This is a genomic window from Brevibacterium sp. H602 (assembly GCF_051172395.1).
Classification (GTDB): Bacteria; Actinomycetota; Actinomycetes; order Actinomycetales; family Brevibacteriaceae; genus Brevibacterium.
Genome location: NZ_JBPIZD010000008.1, coordinates 80,506 through 103,816, shown reverse-complemented (window position 1 = coordinate 103,816; position 23,311 = coordinate 80,506). Strand labels below are relative to the sequence as shown.

Below are 23,311 nucleotides of genomic sequence, written 5' to 3'. Positions count from 1 at the left end.
ATCCGCGGTCGGAAGGTGTTCGACTCAGGCCGTCTGCGGCGAATCCCCTTCGATGGTTGACCAGTTCGCCTTCGTCAGCGCGACGGCATGCGCATGCTCACCGGCGCGGATGGCGGCGATGATCTCGGTGTGCTGCTCCGGTGAAGCCGATCCCTTCACCGATTCGAAGTGCAGGAACTCCGCGCGGCGCAGAGTGGCGGTGACGACCTCGAGGTGATCGGGAATGAGGGGATTGCCGGATCGAGTGAGGGCCACCTCGTGGAAGTCGTCATCGGCCGCAATCGCCGCCTCGGCATCGCCGGCCGCGAGGGCCGCGCTCAATCGGCCGTTCGCCTGCTCCATCTCATTCAGAGCTGCCTCGTCGAGAGTTGGGAAGGCGAGGTCGATCGCCAGACCGTGGAGTTCGGCGGCGATCTGCCGGGCCGCGAGGATGAGTTCCGGATCCTCTGGGGCCACGCGCGTCATCCGGCCCGGCTCCGCCACGACGAGTCCGGTCTGCGCCAAACGTTGAAGCGCCTCGCGCACGGGCGTTCTGGACACCTGCAGCCAGGCGCCGAGCTCCTGATCACGCAGCTGTTCGCCGGGGGCGAGCTGGCCGCGGACGATGGCGTCGCGGATCGACCGATAGACGTCATCGCGCAACAGGCTGCGCTGCGGGGCGGGGGAATCCGTGGGGATCGGCACGCTCGTTCACCTTGTCTCTGAGTGGGCAGGTCTCGTCCCGCGGAATGGGACTCGAACTCTGACTCATTGTAACCACCAGCAGAATGCAATATATTGCATATTGCGATCCAGGACACATCGCACGCGAAAGCAGTCGCCCCGAAGCGAACGCACCAGAGAACAGAGGACATCATGGCCATCACCGACTTCGAACGCTACCCACTCACCTTCGGGCCGAGCCCCGTGCACGAGCTCCCGCGACTGAGCGACCACCTCGGCGGGGCCCGTGTCTGGGCCAAACGTGAAGACGTCAACTCCGGACTCGCCTTCGGCGGCAACAAGACCCGCAAGCTCGAGTACATCGTTCCCGATGTCCTCGCCTCGGGCGCGGACACGCTCGTGTCCATCGGCGGCTACCAGTCCAACCACACCCGCCAGGTCGCCGCGGTCGCCGCTCATCTGGGACTGAAGGCGCGTCTCGTGCAGGAACGCTGGGTCGACTGGGAGGACCCGGTCAACGACAAGGTCGGCAATATCGAGCTCTCGCGCATCATGGGAGCCGACGTCCGCCTCGACTCGGCCGGATTCGACATCGGCATCCGTTCGAGCTGGGAGAACGCCCTGGCCGAGGTCGAAGAATCAGGCGGCAAGCCCTACCCGATCCCGGCCGGCGCCTCCGAGCACAAGTTCGGCGGACTCGGCTTCGCGAACTGGGCGTATGAGGTCGCCGAACAGGAGAAGGAACTCGGCGTCTTCTTCGACACCATCGTCGTGTGCACCGTGACCGGCTCGACGCACGCCGGAATGATCGCCGGATTCGCCGCCCTCGAAGCCGCCGGCGGGCCGAAGCGCAAGGTCATCGGCATCGATGCATCGGCCACGATCGAGAAGACTCGCGACCAGGTGAAGAGGATCGCGAACACCACCGCCGAACTCATCGGCCTCGGGCGTGAGATCACCGATGACGACGTCGATATCCGAACCGGTTGGGAAGGCCCGGCCTACGGCATCCCCGACGAGACGACCGTGAACGCGATCCGCACCACCGCCCAGCTCGAAGGCGTCATCCTCGACCCTGTCTACGAAGGCAAGTCGATGGCCGGCCTCCTCGACCTCGTCGGAGACGGCACGATCGGCAAAGACTCGACCGTCCTCTACGCCCACCTCGGCGGACAGCTCGCACTCAACGCCTACTCCTCGATCTTCTGACGATGAGCACCGCACAGGAGGCGACAGCACAGGAGTCGGCGGCTCAGGCATCAACAGCACAGGACACGGATCGCCACCAATTCGAGACCTCCCTGCAGGTCAGCCCGCCCGGGACGAACGACCGTCCGCTGCGGGCCTCGACCTCGGGTGATGATGAGATCCTCGACGAGATCGCCCAGCGCGTGCTGTGGCTGGCGACCTCGATCATCGACCGCGCCAACCGCGGCCGAGTCAATCCGGACGGGGTCAAGGTCGGCGGTCATCAGTCCTCGTCGGCGTCGATGACCGGGATCATGACGGCGCTGTGGTTCACCCGACTGCGCGCCATCGACCGCGTCTCGGTCAAACCCCACGCCTCGCCGGTCCTCCACGCGATCAACTATCTGCTCGGCGACCTCGGCGAGGAATTCCTCGACACCCTGCGCAGCCGCGGGGGACTCCAGCCCTACCCGTCACGGACGAAGGACCCGGACACGGTGGACTTCTCCACCGGATCCGTGGGCATCGGCGCGACCGCTCCCATCTGGGCGGCCCTGTCCCACCGCTACGTCTCCGACCGTTTCCCCGAGACTCCGGAAGCCGGCCGGTTCTACTCCCTGCTCGGCGACGCGGAGATGGACGAAGGTGCGGTGTGGGAGGCGATCATCGATCCGGAGGTGCGCAGCCTCGGTGAGATCGTGTGGATCGTCGACCTCAACCGGCAGTCGCTCGACAGGGTCATTCCCGATGTCCAGATCCGCCGTCTGCAGGGCATGTTCGATGCCGCCGGGTGGCAGGTGCTCACCTGCCCGTGGGGGCGCCGACTCGAAGCCGTGTTCGCAGCTCCCGGGGGCGCGGCGCTCAAAAATCGGCTCGTGCAGATGCCCAATCCGGAATACCAGCGGCTGCTGCGTGCCCATCCGTCCGAGATCCACGACCGGCTGCTCTCGGGTCTCACCGACACCGAGGCGGCCGCCCTGTCCGCGGTCATCGACGGCTTCGACGCGGACGGTCTCGCCTCCCTCATCCGTGACCTGGGCGGACATGACCTCGGCCAGCTCGTGTCGACGTTCGACGCCATCGACGACGACCGGCCGACGGTCGTCTTCGCCTACACGATCAAAGGCAAGGGGCTGGCCACGGAGGGCCATCCCGGCAACCATGCCGCGCAGCTGACCGAAGCGCAGATGCGCGAGCTCGCGGCCGCCTCGGGGATGGACCTCGACGATCCGTGGGTCGCCTTCGCTCCGGACACCCCGGCCGGCCGATTCTGTGCCGAAACCGCGCAGCGGCTGCGGCGGGAACCGGTCACCGACCACACCGTGGCCGAGGTGCCCGCCGAACTGGGCTTCACCCCGCGACCGCAGATCTCCACCCAGGCGGCGCTGGGCCGGTTCCTCTCCGACCTCAAGCACGTCGCACCCGAGGTGGCCCAGCGGGTTGTGACCCTGTCACCGGACGTCGCGACGTCGACGAACCTCGGCGGATGGATCAACAAGACAGGAATCTGGTCCCCGGCGGGCCGGCATGACTGGTTCTCCGATGATCGGGAACGGGTGCTGCGCTGGCAGGAGGGCACGAGCGGACAGCACATCGAACTCGGCATCGCCGAGGTCAACCTCGTCTCCCTGGCCGGAGAGCTCGGGTCCACCGGGCAGCGCTGGGGACAGCCGCTGCTGCCGATCGCCACGATCTACGATCCCTTCATCAACCGTGCTCTCGAGCCCTGGACCTTCAGCCTCTACGCGGGTGGGCGCTCGATCATGGTCGGCACGCCCTCGGGTGTGTCGCTCGCGCCGGAAGGCGGGGCGCACCAGTCGTTCAACACACCGTCGGTGACTCTTGAGATCCCGGGCCTGACGAGCTGGGAGCCGGCCTTCGCCCAGGACCTCGAGTGGACTCTGCTCGAAGCGCTGCGCGAACTCGCCGACCCGGACGGCGACTCCGCCTACTTCCGGCTGACGACGAGGCCGGTGGAGCAGGCGCTGGCAGGAGTGCCCGAGGACCCGCTGCTGCGGGAACGTCGCCGCGACCAGGTCATCGCCGGCGGCTATCGGCTCTCCGCCAGACCGGCCGCCGAGGATGAGGTCACTCTCGTCGGTGCTGGGGCCATCATGACCGAGGTGATCGAAGCGGCGGCCCGGCTGGAATCCCTGGGCGTGCGGGCCGGAATCGTCTGCCTGAGCTCCCCGTCGAAGGTGTTCCGATCGGTGCAGGCGCGGTCGCAGGTCCGTTCGAGTGTCCGCTCGGCAATCGCCGACGAACTCTTCCCCGCAGAGCATCCGGCCCCCTTGGTCACCGTCCTCGACGGGCACCCGCACACTCTCTCGTTCCTCTCCGGAGTGCGCGGGGATCGCACACGGAACCTCGGGGTCACCGAATTCGGTCAGGCATCCTCGGTGGGGGAGGCCTACGCAATCCACGGGATCGACACGGATTCGATCGTGCGCGCCGGACTCGACCTCGTGGGGCGGTGAGTTCCCGAGCCGCGAGGTGAACCGTTTCGGTCCTCTGGTTCGATGAACAGGGACCGGAGCGGACCCCTCGCCGAGGAGGGTGGTCCCCGATCGATGCCAGTATTCCCTCGCTGCGAGCGCGGTTCGAATTTCGTCGTGAACGATTCGGAATCCGCATCGCCTCGGCGAGGGGATCGCGGTCGATCCGGGACTGAGGATTCCCCCAGGTTTCGGCACTTGTTGCGCGGGTCACGTATTGATAGCGTGGGTGGCAGGCATACGCATTCCGTCGATTCGGACGGCAAACAGGTATGCAATTGCTTCAGCGGCGCCAACAGGCGCGCACAAGTCAAAGGAGTCTGGAATGAGCAACGTAGGCAGTGCTGCAGGCGGCTACCGTGTCGAGAACCCGGCTACAGGTGAGGTCGTCGAGAAGTTCGACAATGCCACCGACGAAGAGGTCCAGCAGGTCCTCGAATCCGCACACAAGGGCTACCTGAGCTGGCGCGAGAAGACGATCGAGGAACGCGCTGCGATCGTCAACAAGGTCGCCGCTCTCTTCGGCGAGCACAAGGAAGAGCTCGCGAAGATCATCGCCGAGGAGATGGGCAAGCCCACCGCCGAGGGAGAGGAAGAGGCCGAGTTCTGCGAGGCGATCTTCAACTACTACGCCGACAACGGACCGAAGTTCGCCGCCGATGAGCCGATCGAATCGATGTCGGGTGGCAAGGCCTTCATCCAGCGCCGTCCAGTCGGCACGCTGCTGGGCATCATGCCCTGGAACTTCCCCTACTACCAGGTCGCTCGCTTCGCCGCACCGAACCTCGTGCTCGGCAACACCATCATCCTCAAGCATGCGGAGATCTGCCCCCGCTCCTCGGCGAAGATCGCCGAGCTCATGAAGGAAGGCGGCATCCCCGAGGGCGTGTACAACAACATCTACGCCACCCATGAGCAGATCGAGACGATCATCGCCGACGACCGCGTCGAAGGCGTGTCCCTGACCGGTTCCGAGCGCGCCGGATCGGCCGTGGCCGCCACGGCCGGCAAGTACCTCAAGAAGGCCGTGCTCGAGCTCGGCGGCTCCGACCCGTACATCATCCTCGACACCGACGACATGAACGAGGCCGTCGACACCGCCTGGGGCACCCGCCTGTACAACACCGGCCAGGTCTGCAATGCGAACAAGCGGATGATCGTCATGGACGACATCTACGACGACTTCGTGTCCGGTCTGACCGAGCGTGCCCAGTCCTGGGAGAAGGGCACCCCCGCCGAGGCGGGCGACGGCAAGTACTCGCCCCTGTCCTCGCGTTCGGCCGCCGAGAACCTGCGCAAGCAGCTCGACCGTGCCGTCGAGCAGGGTGCGACCCTCGTCGGCGGCGAGCTCGCCACCGACGGATCCGCGTATGTCTCGCCGGCCGTGCTCACCGGAGTCACCTCGGAGATGGACGCCTACCGCGAAGAGCTCTTCGGCCCCGTGGCCACCGTCTACAAGGTCAGCAGCGATGATGAGGCACTGGCTCTGGCCAATGACTCTCGCTTCGGCCTCGGCGGCGCCGTGTTCGCCAAGGACGAGGAGCGCGCAGCGAAGCTCGCACAGCGCCTCGATGTCGGCATGTCCAACGTCAACACCCCGGCCGGTGAAGGTGCGGAGATCCCGTTCGGCGGCACGAAGCGTTCGGGCTTCGGCCGCGAACTCGGCCCCTACGGCATGGACGAGTTCGTCAACAAGCGCATGTACTACGTGGCTGACTGACTGGGGTCCCTGCGGGGACTGTTGCAGCTGCAGCTTGACGGGCTGGGCTCCGAAGAGCGCGTGAGAGCATGCGCGATTCGGAGCCCAGCCCTTTCTGCGTGGGCCAGGGTGTTCCGTGCGGGTGGATCCTATGCTCTCCGGTTGGCTCAGCTCAGCTCAGCTCAGCTCGCGTCGAAGTCCCAGGTCGCCTCGGCGGGAAGGTCCGGCATCGGCCAGTCGGGGTCCGGCTGGAAGTCCGGATAGTCCGAGTCGAAGGGAAAGACCCAGGTCCGGATGTCCTCGATGGCGGAGTCCGCAGCTGCGCGGATGCGTGCGGTCTTCTCGTCGGAGAACAGTCCGGCTCTTCGCGCGAACTCGAGTTCGTCCTCGTCCTTGAGCCGGTAGGTGCCATCTGAGTCGACGACGATGTCGAGGACGTGGTCGGAGGTGAGGATGCCCCGGTCGAAGCGGGTGAAAGGCTCCTCGAGGTTGTCGTAGAAGGAATCGCGACGGGCAGAGTCCGGGTTCTCGAAGAACCACACCGAATAGTCGGCTCCCGGCTGGAAGACGGCGACGATTCCCGGTCCCTGCCACCGTTTGAGGCCCTGGGCCCGCGGGGCGCCGAAGCGGGCGGGTCCGTCAGCGGTGCGGATTCCCGAGCCGTCGGCGAGCACCTGATGGAGCATCCTCGTCCCGGACTCCAGCCAGACGGCAAGGTGGTTCTCATCATCGGCGATGACTGTGACGGGGCGTTGGTCGTACAGCCCTGGGTGTGCCGGGTTGGTGTAGGTCCACAGGATCTGGTCGCCGTATCGCCAACGTGGTTCGTCTGCCCGTTCGTCCCGGCTCCCTGCTCCGCTCATGCTCTCATTGTCCCGGACCGGGGCGAGCGTGAGCCGTGAGATGGAGCTGGGAGCGGATGATCAGCTGTGGGCGGCTTTGAGGGCGGCGCGCTCCTCGGCGGTGGGGATCTGCACGATCGGGCCGAGGACGACGTCAGCGAATTCTTGTGAGGGTGTCGGGGTCGATGCTATTCGCCGTGAACCAACGGGCTGCCGCCTTCTCGGAGATGCCTTCGGCCTGATCGATGAGGTGGCGGCCGCTGTCGGTGAGGGAGAACTCACCGGACTCTGCGCGCGAGAGCCAGCCGAGCTTGACGAGCGGGCCGCTGGAGCGGATGGTCTGCGACCGGGTCTCACCCATCGCCTCGGCGAGGTCCTCCCTGGTCAGCCCCTGTGGATGTGCCCCGATGATGCGCAGTCGACGAAGATCATCGAGCGACAGACCGACGCGGGCCAGGGCAGCGCCGACCGCCGTGTCGAGCGCGCTCTTCGCCCAGGCGACGGTCAGCGCCGCGTCGAGGTTGGGCGATGCGTTCATGACCGCCGCCCCGAACGTGTCTTGATGTCCTCGACGCACACTGCGGAGACCTCGGTGACTGTGCCTGCGAAACCGCGACGGCCGAGGTCGGTGGTGGCGAGCTCCTCACCTCTGAGCTTGGCCAGCACCTCGGCGTCATCGGGATCGGACTCGTCGACGTCGATGAGGAACCGATGCTGGAAGAACACGAGCTCCGGCGTGTAGAGAAAGGTCCCCTCGGGCGTGAAGCGGGCGGCGAACATGTCGTGCTCGGACTGAGCCGCACGGAGGCGGCGGCGCTGCTCGTCGTCGAGGTCGGCAAAGCGGCCGCGGGCGGTGATGCGAAAGTTCCATGTCATGGAGTGGTCTCCTGGATGCGGGTGGCGTGTTCGAAGGTGGCGACGATCTCCTCGGCAGCGATGTCGCCGTAGGTGGGCACCGCGGTGTCGAGGACCGAGCGCAGGGTCAGGGCCATCGTCGTGGGATCGAAGCTGCGCATCTCGCCTCGGCGCTGTCCGTCCTCGAAGAGCGCGACGAGGTCGGCGACCGATTCGGTGGCGCGTTCGCCATAGCTGGCTGCTCCCGGTGCGCGCCTCGCGAGATGGCCGACGGAGGCGATGATCGCGGCAGCCCGCTCGGGATGTCGTCGGCAGTAGGTGATATGCGTCGAGATGTACTCCGCCAGCCTGTCGTTCGAGCTCTTGGTCGAATTCAGTGCGCGGCCGAGCTCGGGGCCGAGTTCGCCGACGATGGACTGCACGACGGTGGCGGCCAGGTCCTCCTTGTCGGAGAAGTTGCCGTGGACGGCGCCGCGGCTGAATCCGGCGTTCTCGGCCACCGCGACGAGCGAGGTTTCGGCAACGCCGTGGTCGGCGAAGAGCGAGATCGCCGATTCGATGAGTCGCTGGCGAGTCGCTTCCTGACTTTCCCTGCGCGTCATGCGCTGCGGTGCTGAACTCATGACTTCAAGATACAGCAATGTATTTGAATACTGCAAAGTATGCGAACCGACCTGGCGGAAGCGGGCCGGACCCCTCCAAAGGTCGCAGCCGTCCGTGTCGCTCCTATACTGAGGATCGGTGCCCGGAACGGGCCTGCGAGGAACGAATTCGAGGAGGACGGAATTGCCCATCACGTCGAGGATCCTCGAGGTTGCGGCCACCGATCCGGACCAGTTGGCCATCGTCGGAGGCCCCTCTGGCAGCTCCGCCCCCGGTGAGAGCGCCGACCCTGCTGAAGGCGCACGAGCCCCACGTTCCCTCACGTATGCGCAGCTCGTCCGGGATTCGGCCACGATGTTCGCCGCCGTCGACGCCCTCCACCGTGCCCAGACCGACCCGCCGACTCCCGCGCCCGAGACCCACGGCATCCCGATCACGGCAGTGAGCCTCACCTCGGCGTTCGAGACCTCCCGCATCATCGCGGGCCTCGCCGGCTTCCGCGCGGTCTCGGCCACGATCGATCCCCGCTGGCCGCTCGACCATCAGGTCGGAGTCATCACGACCACGGGAATCGGTCTCGTCATCTCCGACTCGACCCCGCTCGCCGAGGCGCTCGCCGCCGCCGGTTGGACCGGAACCGTCATCACCGCGACCGATTTCCAAGCCCGCGAAACCGCCATCGACCCCGCCGACACCTCACCGCCGACCGTTCGCGAAGCGTCCGAGCCGTTCCTCATGCTCTTCTCCTCCGGCACGACGAGCAACCCGAAGGCGTTCATCAAGACCCGGCAGCAGTACCGCGACAACGTCGCCGTGTCCTCGGCCCACCTCGAACCCTTCCCCGGGGTGGCCACCCTGGCGCCTGGTCCCATGTCCTACAGCCTCACCCTCTATGCCGTCATCGAATCCCTCGCCACCGGCGGCAGCGTACACGTCGCCGACGACTTCGACCCGTTCACCATGGGCTCGCGCATCGCCGACGAAGCCAACACCCGCGTCGTCGCCGTGCCCGCCGTCGTCAAGGCCCTCGCCGAGGCGGCCCGCCGAACGCCTGAGAACTTCCACGGTCTCGACCTCGTCGTCACCGGGGGAGCGAACCTGCCCGCTTCCATCCGCTCGGCACTCGCCGACGTCCTCCCCGACGCCCGGCTGATCAGCTACTACGGTGCCGCCGAGATCGGATTCATCGGCGATAGCCGCGACGGCGACGGCACCTGGATCTCGATCTACGACACCATCGGCGTCGAGGTCCGCGACGAATCCGGTGCCCGGCTGCCCGACGGAGAGATCGGCACGGTCTGGATCAGAGCCGCCGCCTGCTCCGACGGCTATGTCACCGGCACCACCGACGCTCGGCTGCGACGCCCCGACGGCTGGGCCACGGTCGGTGACCAGGGACGGATCGACAACGGACTCCTCCAACTCGCCGGACGGGCCGGTGACATCGCGATCACCGGAGGGCACAAGGTGTCCCTGCCCGAGGTCGAACGAGCCTTCGAAGAATTCGACCGCGCGGATCCGCGGTCGGGGAAGGGCCGCCTCGGCGAGGTCTGCGCGATCGCGCTGCCCGACGACGGTCTCGGCAGCATCGTCGCCCTCGTCATCGAACCAGGCGCCCAGGGTTCGGGGAGCCATGCCGGGGATGGCGAATCGACTGCGCCCGACAAAGCAGCACTGCTCGACCACGCCCGGGCGGAACTGGCCCCGCAGTTCGTGCCAAGACGGTTCTATTCACTCGACCGGCTGCCCCGGACCGTCGGCGGGAAGATTCGACGCCACGAAACCGTTGACCTGGTCATGAGCGGAAAGGCACAGCGGTTGTGAACGCATCCCGGAGCAATCGGCACCGGACAGACGGCGTGCGCGAGGTCGTCCTCACCGGACACGGATCCATCACCCCGAGCGGCCAGGACCCCGAAACCCTCTGGCGATCTGTCCGCAGCGGTACCAGCGCCATCGACGTCCTCGCAGGTGAGCAGTTCGACGACCTCGCCGTGCGAATCGGCGGGCAGATCAAGGACTTCGACGCCGAGGCGGTTCTGCCCCGGGCGCTCGCCCGCCGACTCAGCCCCGTCCAGCACTGGGCTATCGCCGCGGCCGACCAGGCGATGCGCGCAGGCGGAATCGCATCCGCGGCCGACGATCTGCCCTGGGACCGTGACCGCACGGCAGTCATCGCGGCCACCGGCTCCGGACCCGTCGACGCCATGCAGGAGGCGACGCGTCGCCTCGACGCCGACGGCCCCAGGTCCGTGCCGCTGACCCTGTCCATCCACGGGGCGCCGGACTCCGCGGCAGCGCTCATCAGCCAGCGCTTCGACCTGCGCGGTCCCGGCCAGGGAGTCTCGGCGACGTGCGCCTCCGGGGCGATCGGACTCGGCGAGGCGATGCGCCGCATCCGCCACGGCTACGCCGACGCCGTGCTCGTCGTCGGCATGGAGGACTGCCTCGGTCCGGTCAATCTCGCCTCGAACGCGAACATGCGCGCGCTCGCCGCCGGATACGAAGACGATCCGACCGCCGCCAGCCGCCCCTTCGACCGGGCCCGAAACGGCTTCGTCATGAGCCAAGGTGCGGCCGCGATCCTCCTCGAATCCGCCGACTCGGCGGCCTCACGTGGGGCGACGCCGCTGGCCGAGCTCGCCGGATTCGGCGCCGCCAGCGATGCCCACCACCCGACGAACCCGCATCCACAGGGGCGGGGAGCCGCCTCGGCGGTGGTCCAGGCTTTGCACGACGCCGGGCTGGAACCCGACGATATCGACCACATCAACGCCCACGCCACGGGCACACCGGCCGGCGACCGCGCCGAACTCGCCGCCTTCGATGCCGCTCTGGGGGAGGTCGGACGGTCGATCCCGATCTCGGCCACGAAATCGACGACTGGGCACCTCCTCGGCGCATCGGGGGTCGTCGAGGCGATCATCGCGACCCTGACGTTGCGTGATCAGACGCTGCCGCCGACGCTCAATCTCGACGACAACGAGTTCCCCGACTGGGACATCGTTGCAGGTCACGCCCGTGAGATGGGCGGTGAACCGAACCTCGCCGAGGCGGCCGTCGACACTGTGCTGTCAACGTCGTTCGGCTTCGGCGGGCACAACGGCGCGATCATCCTGCGCCGCACCGCGCGGCCCGCGACACCCCCAGCGGGCGCGACCGACCCCTCGACGAAGGAGAGATGATGACCGACCGTGAGACACGCGTGAGCGAACTCGCCGCGCGGTACCTGCCCGATGATGTGTGTGATCGCTTCCGCGAACGAGCCGACGTCTATGACCGCGAGAACCGATTCTTCGACGAGGATCTCGCCGAACTGGGGGACCTCGGCTACCTCACCCTCTTCGTGCCCGAGTCCCACGGCGGGCCCGGCTTGAGCCTGTTCGAGGTCACCCGACTGCAGCAGCGGCTGGCAGCGGCGGCGCCCGGAACGGCTCTGGCGATCAACATGCACCTCATGACAACCGGAGTGGTCAAGGCGCTGGCCGATCGCGGCGACGACTCGCTGAACTGGGTGTTCGACGAGGTCATGGCCGGTGAGATCTTCGCCTTCGGGATCTCCGAGCCGTCGAACGACTGGGTGCTGCAGGGCTCGAACACCGAGGCGGTGCCGACATCCGACGGCGGATACGAGCTGACTGGGGTGAAGATCTTCACTTCGCTCTCACCCGTGTGGACCAGGCTCATCGTCCACGGTGCCGTGGCCTCCGACGACGACGGGATCGCCGGTCCCGATGCGGACGAGCCCGCCGAGGGGCAGCTCGTCTACGGATTCATCGAACGCGATGCACCCGGGATCACGGTCTCCGACGAGTGGGATGTGCTGGGAATGCGGGCCTCGCAGTCGCGGGCGACGATCCTCGACCACGTGCCGATGAAACCCGAACGGGTCTCACGCGTCATTCCCGCCGGCAAGCACCCTGATCTGCTCACCTTCGCGATCACGAGCAACTTCCAGCTGCTCATCGCCGCCGTCTATGCCGGAGTCGCGGCCCGGGCGCTCGAGCTGGGCGCCGCCGGACTGCACAAGCGGAAGTCCGCGAAGGCCGGCGTCACCTTCGCCGAGGTGCCCGAAGCCCGGACGCGCCTGGCCGATGCCCACCTCGACTTCATGCCCGTGACGGCGATGATCGACGCTTACTCCCGGGACTTCGACGACCTCATCGACCATGGCGCCGGTTGGCCGCTGCGCGTGGTGGGGGCGAGGATCAAGTCCGCCGAGGCGGCCCGCCGCAGCGCCGAGACCGCCCTGATGTGCACGAGCGGCAGCGGATTCGGCAACAAGCACGAACTCTCCCGCCTCTTCCGCGATGCCGCGGCCGGACTCTTCCACCCGCCGAGCGCCGACGCCGCACGTCCCATGTACGCGGCTGCGTTGCTCGACGGGTGAGCTCGCTTCGGCTCAGTCAACGCGAAACTCGAAAAAGTCGTCGCCGGTGACGACCTTTTCGCGATTCGCGCTGATCGAGGGGCTCGCGCCTATAGCGCCGCCGCCCCGGTGCGCGTCTGCCGCTGGGCTGCGGGCACCCACCGTGGGTCGGGCTTGGCCAGAGTGACGATGACGACCACGATGAGGTTCGCCGCGACCGCCCAGAGACCGCCGTTGATTCCGAGCAATGGGTCGAGTCCCGTGTAGTGGAGGGCGACCATGACGACGGAGCCGACGATGAGACCCGCAGCCGCCGCCTGCTTGCTCATGCGCGGCCAGTACAGGGACAGCAGCGCGGCCGGCACGACCTGTGCCAGGCCCTCGTAGCTGAGCACGGAGAGCTCGACGAGCGCATCCGGCATGAGCAGACTCATGATCAGGGCGATGATGCCGACGGCCAAGCACACCCACTGGGACAGTGTCTTCTGCCGCAGGCCCCGTGCCTTCAGCTGTTCAGCCGTTATCGAGGCGGCGTTCTTCGGTCCGGCCAAGCCGCCGCCTAAGACGGTCCGCCCCCACATCGAGCCGATCGAGAGCATGTATACGCTCATCGGCACGATCGCGGAGAGCGCGCCTGCGACGCCGATGATCGCGACGATCGGCGCGGGCAGGGAATCGATGACCACGGAGAACAGGGCCAGGTCGGCGTCTTTGAGGGCAGGGACGACGAAGAGTGCAGCCACACCGACCATCATCGGCACGAGGAGCAGCAGCTGATACCACGGCAGAATGATCGAGTTGCGCCGCAGAGCATTCGCCGAGGTGCCCGACAGGTAGCCGGCGATCGACGTGGGGAACACGGTGATCGTGATCCCGTTCAGGATGATCGTCGAGATGAACCATGCACCCCCGTAGATGCCGTCGCCTGCACCGGGGAAGGTCAGCCACTGAGACTTCTCACTCACGACGCGGTCAAGCAGAGGAGCCAGTCCGTCGAAATAGTGCAGCGGAACGTAGATCGCGAGGAACGCAACAGCGAGGATGACCAGCCCGTCCTTGAGGACGCTGACCCAGGCGGAACCGCGCAGTCCGGAGAAGAGGATGAACGCCTCGGCGACGATGAAGGAGACGATGGCGGCGACCTTGAGGTCGATCGCGCCGTAGCTCATCGCGTTGACGACTGCACCCATGCCCTGAATCTGCAGCTGGATATAGGGGACGATGAAGATCGTCGCGAGGACAGCCACGAGGATCGCCAGCCCACGCGAGCGGAACCGGTGTTCGACGATGTCGGAGAGACTGACGAGCTTGTGCCGGGCGGCATAGGTCCAGAACAGTGGGCCGACGAGGTAAGCGACGACGAGACCGATGCTCAGGTAGCCGATGAGGTAGAGGATCGGCACACCGTAGGAGTAGGACCAACCGGCCGTGCCGAGGAACGAAAAGCTCGTATACGTTTCGCCTGCCATGAGCAGCAGGATGAAGACGAAGCCGAGCCCCCGCCCGGAGACCGACCATTCGTCGAGCGACTTCTCCCGGCCGCGGCCGGACCAGATGCCGATGCCGATGGTCGCGAGCATTGCGAGGCCGAAGATGATGCAGGCGATGATCGCGGAGGTGTTCATTTCCCGGCCTCCTCGATCTCGTGGTCCTCACCGAAGGCGACATCGGAAGGGATGTGCTCGGGCAGATCGTGCCGGTAGTACCGGTCGCCCCGAGCGGTCATCCACACGAAGAGCCAGGTGAGGATCGTGACCGCGATCGTATAGGCGAGGATGAACGGCAGACCGGCGATGCGCGGCTCGACCGAGTTCGCCACGACCGGGGTGAGGACGTAGAGGATGACGGGAACGATGAGGAGGACCAGCGAATAACGCCGCCGAGGCGGCGGCCCTGACGTTGGGGCCGAATCGTCAGATTGCGACATGAGCGACCTTCTTTCACTCGACACCGGCAGCCGGTCGGCAGCCTCGGCAAGGTTAGTGCTGTGAGTCACAGACGAAAGGGTCGTCCGAAGTGTGGAACCGGATGGTCCTGCCGCCGGTCCGATGTACGCGGCCGCACTGCTCGACGGTGATTGATACAATTGATGCCATGAATTTCGGTATGCCCTCCAGAAGGCTCCGCAGCCGCCGCTGACGGCGGCGGGAACCTCAACATCACTCTCGTGCGCCGTCCTGGCCCTCGCCGGACGGTGGCTTCATGCTGTCCGGCTCCACGACGAGCTGAAAGACCACGATGCCGAAATCAACATCTTCATCCCCCGAACTCGACCTGTCCGCAGGATCTGCCGCACACATCCGCGCCGAAGGCATTCACATCATGCGCGGCGACCGCGAGATCCTCACCGGTCTCGACCTGACGGTCTCCGCCGGTTCGCGACTGGCTGTCGTCGGCGAGAACGGCAGCGGCAAGACGACCTTGCTCCACGTCCTCGCCGGTACGCTTCCTCCCGACCGGGGAGTGCTGAGGCGGTCAGGTACCGTCGCCCTGCTCGAACAGGCCCTTGATGCCGATGACAACCGCACAGTCGGCGACCTCATCAATGAGTCCCTGAGCCAGGAGAAGGCCGCATTGGCCGCTCTCGACGCCGCCGGCGAGGCGATGGCACGAGACGAACCCGGAGCAGACGGGGCCTTCACCCACGCCCTCGACTGGGCGACCCGCCTCGACGCATGGGACGGTGAGCGTCGCATCGACGCGGCACTGGCAGGACTGTCCACGTGCTCGGACCGGACGCGGAGCCTCGCGAGCCTCTCGGTCGGCCAGCGGTACCGAGTGCGTTTGGCCGTCGTCCTCGGCTCGAGTACCGACATCCTGCTTCTCGACGAGCCGACGAACCACCTCGACGCCCAGTCACTGGCGTTCCTCACCGAGCGACTGCGCACCCGATCCGGCGGATTCGCCCTGGTCAGCCACGACAGGGCGCTGCTTCACGATGTCGCCGACGAATTCCTCGATCTCGATCCGAGCCGCGACGGACGTCCCCGGAACTACTCCGGCGGCTACCGCGGATGGATGGAGGGGAAGCGTCGGGACCGTGAGAAGTGGGAGCAGGACTACCTCGCCGAGGTGGCCGAACACGCCCGATTGTCCGATGCTGCCGATGATGCTCGGTCCCGACTGAGCACCGGATGGCGTCCGCTGAAGGGAACCGGCAAGCACACTCGCGCGACGAGAACCGCCGGCGTTGTGCAGGCCTTCAACCGTCGCGTCGAAGACCTCGAACGGCACGCCGTGGAAGTGCCCGAACCACCCCTCCGTCTGCAGTGGCCGGTCGTGTCGGAATCCGATGACGAGCGGTGGGAAGCGGAAGGCGGCTCACTGCTGACTGCCGAATCGGTCACCGTTGAAGGGAGGATGAGGCAGACGGTGTCTCTGAGCATCGCTCCCGGCGACCGTCTGCTCATCACCGGGACGAACGGCACCGGCAAGTCGACGCTTCTCGACGTGCTCTCCGGCCGTCTCGATCCGAGTTCCGGAGAAGTGTGGAAACATCCGCAGGCACAGGTGGAGCTGCTCCGCCAGGAGGTTCGCGAATGGAACGCAGCCGACACCGCCGCCCGTGTGTTCGAGGACTATGCATTATGGGCGTCGCTGTCCGGCGACCTCACACTGCAGGACCTCGGGCTGCTTTCGGCGGATGACTCGACGACACCGGTTCACCGACTTTCGCAGGGTCAGCAGCGCAGACTTCAGTTGGCGATGTGTCTGGCAGTCGAACCCGACGTGCTCATCCTCGATGAACCGACGAACCACCTGTCCGCCTCGCTGGTCGACGAACTCACGGAGTCCTTCGGGAACGCCTCGGCGGCGCTCATCGTGGTCACTCACGACCGGCAGATGTTGGCGGATCTGGCGGACTGGCCCCGTCTCGACATCGGAAGAGCAGTGGTCGGGGACCGAGCACACTGAACCGAGGCACTCTCAATCATGGCGAAGCGCACTTGTCGCGGGGCGTACCTCGCGACAAGTGCGCTGACGCTTGAACGAGAGTCGTTGCGAGCCTGGCTCGTATGCGCACAAAGACTTACAATGACTAACAAGACTAACAAAGACTCATAGCCGACGAAGAGCAGTCAGAGCAGTCATTTCGAGGAGCCGATGATGTCCTTGCCGTTTGAGATACCGCCGGTGTCGTCCGGCGAGAGCTCGCTCTCGCCGTTCACTCCGTCGTTCGGGACGATTCCCCCGCTGCTCGCAGATCGGCAGGGCTACATCAATGATTTTGCCTATGCTCTCGACTCAGGGCCAGGTGCCATGGGGCGAGCGACCTTAGTGACAGGTCAGAGAGGTATGGGCAAAAGTGTGATGCTGAAGGTATTTCGCGAAGTGGCGGCATCACGGCAATGGGTTGCTGTCCACTCGGACGCTGGACCCGGTTTTCTTCGTCGGTTGGCAGAATCAAGGATCCCCGAAGCATTTGACGATCTCGACATCACAACGAAGACCAAGACTCGCCTCTCGGGGGTGAATCTGCCGTTTGGTGCTGGGGGTGTGTCCACCACAACTGAACCCACTCATCCGATCGTCCAGGATTTCGAGCACCAGGTCATCGCGATTCTGTCCCTCCTGGAGACTCATGGCACGGGTCTGCTCATCACACTGGACGAGGTCCACCATGCGCAGCTGAGCGAACTGCGCGAGCTGACAGGAACGATTGCCGCAGCGTTCAGCGACGGTCTGCCGGTTGCCTTCGCCGCTGCTGGCCTGCCGTCGACGATCAACTCACTGGTGAACGACGAGATCTCTACTTACCTGAGGAGATCTGCTCGTGTTGAGTTGGGCAATCTCAGCCGCGATGGAGTTCGACGGGGACTGTTGGCACCAATCGAGGACAATGGAAAGACTATCGGTGAGACTGCGCTCAAACTGGCCGTCGAGGGGACCGGACAGTACCCGTACTTGGTTCAACTCATCGGAGATCAGGCATGGCGGAATGCTTCTGATCGTTCCGAGCTCACTGAGCAGGATGTTGCAAAGGCAGTGAGGAGATCCCGTTCTCTGATGTTCGACCAAGTGCACGGTCCGGCGTTTGCCGAATTGTCCGAGCGGGAGCGGGAGTTCATGGACGCGATGAGTCGCGATGACAGTGATTCAGCTTTGCGGGACATCGCGGACAGGATGGGTATCAGCTCGAAGCACGCAGGGGTGTTCAGGATCAGGCTGCTGGCACAGGGGGTTATCGAAGCTCCAGCGCGCGGGAGACTGCGATATGCGATTCCCTTTTCGCGTGACTATTACCGGCAACGCTGAACTCAGTCGTACTCGTTCAAGGCGCAGCGCACCTGTCGGGGCGTAAACCTCGCGACTAGTGCGCTGACGCTTGAACGACGCTGGGCCGCTCGACGGGCGAGCTCGCCCTCGCTCGTCAGAGCTCGGGCAGCAGCGAGATCGGGTTCTCGATGCAGTCGGCGACGAAGGTGAGGAACTCGCTCGGCTCCTGACCGTCGCACGCTCGGTGGTCGAAGACGAACGACAGGTACATCACCTTGCGCACCGTGAGCTCGCCGTCGACGACCCACGGGCGGTCCTTGATCCGGCCGAGGCCGAGCATGGCCACCTCGGGGAGGTTGATGATCGGGGCCGAACCGTCGACGCCGAACACCCCGTAGTTGTTCAAGGTGAACGTGCCGCCGGAGAGTTCCGCCGGATCGAACTTCCCCGAGGAGGCTTTCCCGACGGTCTCGGACACGGAGTCGCGCAGCTGCCTCAGGCTCATCTCGCCGGCCCCGTGGACGACGGGAACCATGAGCCCGCGCGGGGTCTGCGCGGCCAAGCCGAGGTTGATGTCGCCGTGGGTGACGATCTCGCCGGCAGTCGTGTCGATCGAGGAATTGATGATCGGGTACTTCTTCAACCCGGCCACGACGAAGCGGGCGACGAGGGCCAGCAGCGAATACTTCTCACCCGTGCGCGCCTCGAGCGCGCGCTTCGTGCCCAGCAGCTCGGTGGCGTCGACATCGAGCCAGATCGTCGCCTCGGGGATCTCCTGCCGCGACTTCGTGAGACGTTCGGACACGACCTTCCGCAGTCCCGTGATCGGCGTGCGGGTATCGCGGTCGGCGTGGGGGATGGAGGCAGGCACGCTCGCCGTGGCGGCCATACCGGATACAGGCACGCTCGCCGAGCCGGCTGTGCCTTCCGTCCCCATGTGAGGCCGGGACGTCCCCGCGGGGACGCGTGTGGCGGCTGCGCCCGCCCCAGATTCGATGGCGGCAAGTACGTCGGACCTGGTCACGACCCCGCCGGGGCCGGTGCCAGGCAGATGCTTGGCACTGATGCCGTGGTCCTTCGCAAGCTTGCGCACGAGGGGTGAGGACACGGGGGAGACGCGGTCGGTCGCAACGGTCGAAGAGTCGCCGGCAGGGGCTGGCGTTTCGGTCGGCGGCTGCGGAGGAGCAGCTGGGATGACGGTCGGAACCGCGGGAGCCACAGTCGGTGCGGCAGTGGATGTCGCGACCGGTGCGGCTGCATGCTTGCCGCCGAACGAGCGCTTCTTCGTCGAGCGGGTCTTCGGTTCGGAGGTGCCGTAGCCGATGAGGTTCGCACCGCTCGACTCGGGATGTCCACCATCTGCGCTCGCCGTCGCGTTTACAGCCTCGCCACCATCCGACGCCGGCGCATCGGCCCCAGCCCCCGCCTCGGCGACGGAGAGCAGCGCCTGACCTGCACTGACGGTGTCCCCGGCGTTTGCATGGAGGCTGACGATGCGTCCGGCGTACGGGCAGGGGAGCTCGACGACGGACTTCGCGGACTCGACCTCGACGACCATCTGATCGACGTGGACCTCATCGCCGATCTCGACCTTCCAGGAGATCAGCTCCGCCTCGGTGAGGCCCTCACCGAGGTCGGGAAGGATGAACTCGCGCGTACCCGTGTCGCGCATACCTGCACTCAGATCAGCACTCATCACAGCTCCCAATCCCAGGACTCGAGCGCATCGAGCACGCGTTCGATGGTGGGCAAGTAGAACTCCTCGAGCTTCGGCGACGGATACGGCACGTCGAACCCGGTGACCCGCAGGATCGGGGCCGACAGATAGGTGAAGTTGCGTTCGGTGAGGCGGGCGGCCACCTCGGCGCCGTATCCGCCGAACTGGGCGGCCTCGTGGATGATCGCCGCGCGGGAGGTCTTGCGCACAGACTGAGACACCGTCTCGTCGTCGAACGGCGAGAGCGTGCGCAGGTCGATGACCTCGATGGACAGTCCGTGCTCGGCTCCCGCCTCGGCGGAATCCAGCGCCGTCCGCACGGTCGGTCCATAGGCGAGCAGGGTGGCGTCGGTGCCCTCGCGGATGACCTGAGCGCGGTTCATCGGTGCCGTGGACACGGGCAGGCTCAGCGTCTCCTTCATCCAGTACCGCGACTTCGGCTCCATGAACACGACCGGATCGTCGGAGGCGATCGACTCCCGCAGCAGCGAATACGCATCGGCCGGATTCGACGGCGTGACGACGGTCAGACCCGGCGTCGACGTCCAATAGGCCTCGGACGAATCCGAGTGATGCTCGACCCCGCCGATGTCGCCGGCATAGGGAATCCGGATCGTGATCGGCAGGCTGACCCGGCCTTTCGTCCGGTTCCGCATCTTCGCCACATGGGACACGATCTGCTCGAACGCCGGATAGGCGTAGGCGTCGAACTGCATCTCGACGACCGGGCGCATCCCGTTCATCGCCATGCCGATTGCGGTGCCGATGATGCCGGACTCCGCAAGTGGGGAATCCCAAACGCGGTTCGACCCGAATTCGGCCCGCAGTCCTTCGGTGACCCGGAAGACCCCGCCGAGGCGGCCGACGTCCTCACCGAAGATGAGCACAGTGTCGTCGTCGGCCAGGGAATCGCGCAGCGCGTGGTTGAGGGCCTTCGTCATCGTCACCGATGACGGGGCGGGGCCGGCTTCGGGGGCCCGCGCAGTGCCGGGTGCGGTGTCGCCCTTCGCCGAGGCGGCCGTGGCTGTTTCGTCGTTCACCGCGGTCGGATCGGTGGTGGGGTCGGTGGTCGGTTCGGTTCCCGCTTCGACGCTCATGCGCAGCCTGCCGCGGCGAGTTCGGTTTCGAGGACCTGCTGCTGTTCGGCAAGGGCCGTGCGCGGGGTCGAATATACGTGGGCGAAGAGCTCGCGCGGGTCGACCTCGGCCTCTTGGTTCATCGCATCGCGCACGGACGCGGCCAGGGTCTCGGCTGCCTCGGCGATCTCTGCGACTGTCGCATCGTCGAGGGCACCGGTCGTTCGCAGATACTTCTCGAGACGGTCGATGGGATCGAACTGCTTCCAGTGCTCGACCTCTTCGGTGTCACGGTACTTCGTCGGATCGTCGGAGTTCGTGTGCGACTCCATCCGGTAGGTGAGGCACTCGATGAGGGTCGGACCGTCCCCGTTCCGACCGCGCGCCAGCGCCGCCGAGACGGCGGCGAACACGGCGGCGACATCATTGCCGTCGACGCGCAGGCCCGGCATTCCGTAGCCGGCGGCGCGATCGGCGAGCATCGTCGCGTTCGTCTGCTCCCGCAGGGGAGTGGAGATCGCGTACTGGTTGTTCTGGAGCACGAAGACCGTCGGGGTCTGCCACACGGAGGCGAAGTTGAATGCCTCGTGGGTGTCGCCTTCGCTGCTGGCGCCGTCGCCGAGGAAGGTCAGGGTCGCTGCATCCTCGCCTTTGAGCTTCGCGGCCATCGCGAATCCGGTGGCGTGCAGAGTCTGCGTCGCAAGCGGTGTCGCCGCAGGTGAGGCGTGATACTCATGCGGGTCGAAACCGCAGTGCCACTCTCCGCGGAAGGCGGCGAGGATCTCGGCGACGGGCACTCCGCGGGTCAGCAGCGCTGCCGAGTCGCGGTACGTGGGGAAGAGCCAGTCGTTCGGGGCCAGCGCGGTGGTGGCCCCCACCTCGGCGGCTTCCTGACCTGCCGCGGAGGGGTAGGTCGCAAGTCGACCCTGCCGGGTCAGGTGCGTGACCTGCGCTTCGAACCGGCGGACGAGAACCATCTGCCGGTAGAGACCGGTGAGGGTGGCATCGCTGGGGATCCGCAGCCCTTCGGTCGGAGTGTCGGTGAGCCGGCCATCTGCGCCGATGAAGCTGATCGGCTGCAGCTGGGGCAGTGAGCGGCCTGTGGTGGGAACGTCAATGGTCATGGCCCCATGGTGGCGTGAGCCGAGTCACGATTCCATGGCTGACGCGCAGGTGAGGACGGGCGGCCAAACGTGTCGCGAACTCGGGACGAAGGGACCGGTTCCGGCAGGCCGAGTGGACATTTGGCTGGACGGTGAGGGAGGCGCAGACTCCGTTTTCGGACTACTCAGATCTCTCCCCGCGCGGTCAGATCTCTCCCCACCGGTAGCCGCGGGAGGTGAAGGCCTCGGCGATTGCAGCCTTCTTGCCTTCGACATCGCCCTTGAATGCCTGATGCCCGCCTTCGGTGACGACGACGAGCTTGCTGTCGGCGAAGTACGCGGTCGAAAACGAGGCGCGGGAGATGCGCAGCGGGTGGTCGTCGTCTCGCCCGATGGTGATTCCGTGTTCATCGACGACCAGGGGTGTCGTCGAGGCGGCGATGAAGAAGGCGGCGATGAGTCCGAGTGCTCCGCCGAGGATCGGTCGGGCGATGACGACCCACGCCTGGTCGAAGCGGCTGAGCTTCTCGATGACGTCCCCGAAAGGAATGGGAAATGTTGCGGCAAGCGATCCGAGGGCCGGAAGGAAGAAGCCGAGAGCCACGCCGATGCCGGTGCAGACGAGGCCGATGACGACGACGTCGGTCCGACTGAGGGCGAACCTCGCAGCGGCGTGGGACTGCTGGGTTGCCGAGTCGTTCTTCTGCGGGGGCTGATCCATCACATGCTCGATCCTCGAAGGCGTTGTCGGTACTCCATGATACCAAAGTGGAACACAGGTGTTCCACAAGTAGACTGCTCTGTATCGTTCGCAGAGTCAGGGAGGGGTTGTGCCGGTGCAGGGAATGCGTCGATTGGGCCGAGAGGCCCTGGTCAGCGAGGCACTGACTCACCTTGCTGCGAACCCTCAGGCGTCGATGATCGAGCTCTCGCGGTCGATCGGCGTCGGCCGCACCACTCTTTACCGACATTTCGGTGAACGGGAAGCTCTCGTCGGCGCGGCGGCGAGGCTCGGGGCCCGGCGATTCGGTGAGGCGGTCATGAAGGCCCGTCCCGGCGAAGGGACCGGGCTGGCTGCGCTCGAACGGATCTGTGCGGAGCTGTTCACTCTGCCCGATGTGCTCACCCTGCTCTTCGCTGACAACCCGATCATCACCGATGAGACCTTCGCCGAGGCGGCCGCCGAGTCCAGCACGGGTGCTGAATCTGCGGGCGACGAAGATGATCCCCTCGAGGCCGTCATTGCGAGAGGGCAGGCGGACGGGTCCATCGATGAAGGAGTGCCGATCGGATGGGCGGCAGCGTTCGTCTACCTCACTATCGGCTCCGGACACCTCTACAGCGTGAGCGTCGGCGTCGACGATCGGACCGCGCGCGCCCAGTCTCTCGAGTTGACCATCAGGGCGGTGCGGAAGACCCTGACGCCTCGTCAGAGGGCTGAGCGCTGACCAGGGCGTGAACACCGACCGGGCCCGCAGAGCTGA

At 66.2% G+C, this 23,311-nt stretch carries 20 protein-coding genes; 9 read left to right on the top strand and 11 right to left on the bottom strand.

Annotated elements, in window-relative coordinates; all coding sequences use genetic code 11:
* Positions 1 to 24: 24 nt before the first annotated feature.
* Complete coding sequence (locus tag ACSBQT_RS07925) at positions 25 to 684, bottom strand: GntR family transcriptional regulator (RefSeq protein WP_410709414.1); 660 nt, start codon at positions 682 to 684, stop codon at positions 25 to 27.
* Between the two features lie 171 nt (positions 685 to 855).
* On the opposite strand from ACSBQT_RS07925, the gene ACSBQT_RS07920 reads away from it, so the two are divergent.
* The 3 genes from ACSBQT_RS07920 (at position 856) to ACSBQT_RS07910 (ending at position 6,066) form a co-directional block, all read left to right on the top strand.
* A complete protein-coding gene (locus ACSBQT_RS07920; protein ID WP_410709415.1) occupies positions 856 to 1,872 on the top strand; it encodes a 1-aminocyclopropane-1-carboxylate deaminase in 1,017 nt (338 codons plus the stop codon).
* 2 nt (positions 1,873 to 1,874) lie between these two features.
* Positions 1,875 to 4,328 carry a transketolase-like TK C-terminal-containing protein gene (locus tag ACSBQT_RS07915; protein ID WP_410709416.1) on the top strand — a complete coding sequence of 818 codons (2,454 nt, stop codon included), beginning with the start codon at positions 1,875 to 1,877 and terminating at the stop codon, positions 4,326 to 4,328.
* A gap of 343 nt (positions 4,329 to 4,671) precedes the next feature.
* Entirely contained in the window at positions 4,672 to 6,066 is a 1,395-nt protein-coding gene (locus tag ACSBQT_RS07910; RefSeq protein ID WP_370035198.1) for an NAD-dependent succinate-semialdehyde dehydrogenase, read from the top strand.
* 161 nt (positions 6,067 to 6,227) lie between these two features.
* Here ACSBQT_RS07910 and ACSBQT_RS07905 read toward each other — a convergent pair whose 3' ends face one another.
* The 4 genes from ACSBQT_RS07905 to ACSBQT_RS07890 form a co-directional block, all read right to left on the bottom strand.
* Positions 6,228 to 6,908 carry a DUF402 domain-containing protein gene (locus tag ACSBQT_RS07905; protein WP_410709417.1) on the bottom strand — a complete coding sequence of 227 codons (681 nt, stop codon included), beginning with the start codon at positions 6,906 to 6,908 and terminating at the stop codon, positions 6,228 to 6,230.
* Positions 6,909 to 7,041: 133 nt separating this feature from the next.
* Entirely contained in the window at positions 7,042 to 7,425 is a 384-nt protein-coding gene (locus tag ACSBQT_RS07900) for a hypothetical protein (RefSeq protein WP_410709419.1), read from the bottom strand.
* Positions 7,422 to 7,763, bottom strand: coding sequence for a DUF6204 family protein (locus ACSBQT_RS07895; RefSeq protein WP_410709420.1), 342 nt, complete (start codon positions 7,761 to 7,763; stop codon positions 7,422 to 7,424). Before ACSBQT_RS07895 ends, ACSBQT_RS07900 begins: the two co-directional genes overlap by 4 nt.
* Entirely contained in the window at positions 7,760 to 8,365 is a 606-nt protein-coding gene (locus ACSBQT_RS07890; RefSeq protein WP_410709421.1) for a TetR/AcrR family transcriptional regulator, read from the bottom strand. Before ACSBQT_RS07890 ends, ACSBQT_RS07895 begins: the two co-directional genes overlap by 4 nt.
* Positions 8,366 to 8,528: 163 nt before the next feature.
* Here ACSBQT_RS07890 and ACSBQT_RS07885 point away from each other — a divergent pair, with 163 nt between their 5' ends.
* Genes ACSBQT_RS07885 through ACSBQT_RS07875 form a run of 3 tightly spaced genes read left to right on the top strand, consistent with a single transcriptional unit; the run spans position 8,529 to position 12,735 of the window.
* Positions 8,529 to 10,169 (top strand): class I adenylate-forming enzyme family protein, encoded by a 1,641-nt coding sequence (locus ACSBQT_RS07885; protein ID WP_410709422.1) that lies wholly within the window; start codon positions 8,529 to 8,531, stop codon positions 10,167 to 10,169.
* The gene (locus tag ACSBQT_RS07880) at positions 10,166 to 11,530 is read left to right on the top strand and encodes a beta-ketoacyl-[acyl-carrier-protein] synthase family protein (protein ID WP_410709423.1); all 1,365 of its coding nucleotides are present in this window, start codon (positions 10,166 to 10,168) and stop codon (positions 11,528 to 11,530) included. Before ACSBQT_RS07885 ends, ACSBQT_RS07880 begins: the two co-directional genes overlap by 4 nt.
* The gene (locus tag ACSBQT_RS07875) at positions 11,530 to 12,735 is read left to right on the top strand and encodes an acyl-CoA dehydrogenase family protein (RefSeq protein ID WP_410709425.1); all 1,206 of its coding nucleotides are present in this window, start codon (positions 11,530 to 11,532) and stop codon (positions 12,733 to 12,735) included. The genes ACSBQT_RS07880 and ACSBQT_RS07875 overlap by 1 nt, the downstream gene beginning before the upstream one ends.
* Before the next feature lie 89 nt (positions 12,736 to 12,824).
* Here ACSBQT_RS07875 and ACSBQT_RS07870 read toward each other — a convergent pair whose 3' ends face one another.
* Entirely contained in the window at positions 12,825 to 14,339 is a 1,515-nt protein-coding gene (locus tag ACSBQT_RS07870; RefSeq protein ID WP_410709426.1) for a sodium:solute symporter family protein, read from the bottom strand.
* Positions 14,336 to 14,641: a DUF3311 domain-containing protein gene (locus ACSBQT_RS07865; protein WP_410709427.1), complete on the bottom strand. Its 306-nt coding sequence runs from the start codon at positions 14,639 to 14,641 to the stop codon at positions 14,336 to 14,338. The genes ACSBQT_RS07870 and ACSBQT_RS07865 overlap by 4 nt, the downstream gene beginning before the upstream one ends.
* Positions 14,642 to 14,952: 311 nt before the next feature.
* Between ACSBQT_RS07865 and ACSBQT_RS07860 the strand changes: the two genes are divergently transcribed.
* Positions 14,953 to 16,629: an ATP-binding cassette domain-containing protein gene (locus ACSBQT_RS07860; protein ID WP_410709428.1), complete on the top strand. Its 1,677-nt coding sequence runs from the start codon at positions 14,953 to 14,955 to the stop codon at positions 16,627 to 16,629.
* Between the two features lie 189 nt (positions 16,630 to 16,818).
* A complete protein-coding gene (locus tag ACSBQT_RS07855; RefSeq protein ID WP_410709429.1) occupies positions 16,819 to 17,970 on the top strand; it encodes an ATP-binding protein in 1,152 nt (383 codons plus the stop codon).
* 115 nt (positions 17,971 to 18,085) lie between these two features.
* Here ACSBQT_RS07855 and ACSBQT_RS07850 read toward each other — a convergent pair whose 3' ends face one another.
* The 4 genes from ACSBQT_RS07850 to ACSBQT_RS07835 all read right to left on the bottom strand — a co-directional run bounded on the left by ACSBQT_RS07850 (position 18,086) and on the right by ACSBQT_RS07835 (position 22,548).
* Positions 18,086 to 19,627 carry a dihydrolipoamide acetyltransferase family protein gene (locus tag ACSBQT_RS07850; protein WP_410709430.1) on the bottom strand — a complete coding sequence of 514 codons (1,542 nt, stop codon included), beginning with the start codon at positions 19,625 to 19,627 and terminating at the stop codon, positions 18,086 to 18,088.
* Positions 19,627 to 20,745: an alpha-ketoacid dehydrogenase subunit beta gene (locus tag ACSBQT_RS07845; RefSeq protein WP_407645292.1), complete on the bottom strand. Its 1,119-nt coding sequence runs from the start codon at positions 20,743 to 20,745 to the stop codon at positions 19,627 to 19,629. Before ACSBQT_RS07845 ends, ACSBQT_RS07850 begins: the two co-directional genes overlap by 1 nt.
* Entirely contained in the window at positions 20,742 to 21,848 is a 1,107-nt protein-coding gene (gene pdhA, locus ACSBQT_RS07840) for a pyruvate dehydrogenase (acetyl-transferring) E1 component subunit alpha (protein WP_410709431.1), read from the bottom strand. Before pdhA ends, ACSBQT_RS07845 begins: the two co-directional genes overlap by 4 nt.
* A gap of 184 nt (positions 21,849 to 22,032) precedes the next feature.
* A complete protein-coding gene (locus tag ACSBQT_RS07835; protein WP_435001420.1) occupies positions 22,033 to 22,548 on the bottom strand; it encodes a YqeB family protein in 516 nt (171 codons plus the stop codon).
* A 109-nt stretch (positions 22,549 to 22,657) separates the two neighbouring features.
* Here ACSBQT_RS07835 and ACSBQT_RS07830 point away from each other — a divergent pair, with 109 nt between their 5' ends.
* A complete protein-coding gene (locus ACSBQT_RS07830; RefSeq protein WP_435001372.1) occupies positions 22,658 to 23,275 on the top strand; it encodes a TetR/AcrR family transcriptional regulator in 618 nt (205 codons plus the stop codon).
* Positions 23,276 to 23,311: the final 36 nt, after the last annotated feature.

Coding starts and splice junctions, on each gene's coding strand:
- ACSBQT_RS07920 (WP_410709415.1), top strand. CDS start 856: ATGGCCATCACCGACTTCGAACGCTACCCACTCACCTTCGGGCCGAGC.
- ACSBQT_RS07915 (WP_410709416.1), top strand. CDS start 1,875: ATGAGCACCGCACAGGAGGCGACAGCACAGGAGTCGGCGGCTCAGGCA.
- ACSBQT_RS07910 (WP_370035198.1), top strand. CDS start 4,672: ATGAGCAACGTAGGCAGTGCTGCAGGCGGCTACCGTGTCGAGAACCCG.
- ACSBQT_RS07905 (WP_410709417.1), bottom strand. CDS start 6,908: ATGAGCGGAGCAGGGAGCCGGGACGAACGGGCAGACGAACCACGTTGG.
- ACSBQT_RS07900 (WP_410709419.1), bottom strand. CDS start 7,425: ATGAACGCATCGCCCAACCTCGACGCGGCGCTGACCGTCGCCTGGGCG.
- ACSBQT_RS07895 (WP_410709420.1), bottom strand. CDS start 7,763: ATGACATGGAACTTTCGCATCACCGCCCGCGGCCGCTTTGCCGACCTC.
- ACSBQT_RS07890 (WP_410709421.1), bottom strand. CDS start 8,365: ATGAGTTCAGCACCGCAGCGCATGACGCGCAGGGAAAGTCAGGAAGCG.
- ACSBQT_RS07875 (WP_410709425.1), top strand. CDS start 11,530: ATGACCGACCGTGAGACACGCGTGAGCGAACTCGCCGCGCGGTACCTG.
- ACSBQT_RS07870 (WP_410709426.1), bottom strand. CDS start 14,339: ATGAACACCTCCGCGATCATCGCCTGCATCATCTTCGGCCTCGCAATG.
- ACSBQT_RS07865 (WP_410709427.1), bottom strand. CDS start 14,641: ATGTCGCAATCTGACGATTCGGCCCCAACGTCAGGGCCGCCGCCTCGG.
- ACSBQT_RS07860 (WP_410709428.1), top strand. CDS start 14,953: ATGCCGAAATCAACATCTTCATCCCCCGAACTCGACCTGTCCGCAGGA.
- ACSBQT_RS07855 (WP_410709429.1), top strand. CDS start 16,819: ATGATGTCCTTGCCGTTTGAGATACCGCCGGTGTCGTCCGGCGAGAGC.
- ACSBQT_RS07850 (WP_410709430.1), bottom strand. CDS start 19,627: ATGAGTGCTGATCTGAGTGCAGGTATGCGCGACACGGGTACGCGCGAG.
- ACSBQT_RS07845 (WP_407645292.1), bottom strand. CDS start 20,745: ATGAGCGTCGAAGCGGGAACCGAACCGACCACCGACCCCACCACCGAT.
- pdhA (WP_410709431.1), bottom strand. CDS start 21,848: ATGACCATTGACGTTCCCACCACAGGCCGCTCACTGCCCCAGCTGCAG.
- ACSBQT_RS07835 (WP_435001420.1), bottom strand. CDS start 22,548: ATGGATCAGCCCCCGCAGAAGAACGACTCGGCAACCCAGCAGTCCCAC.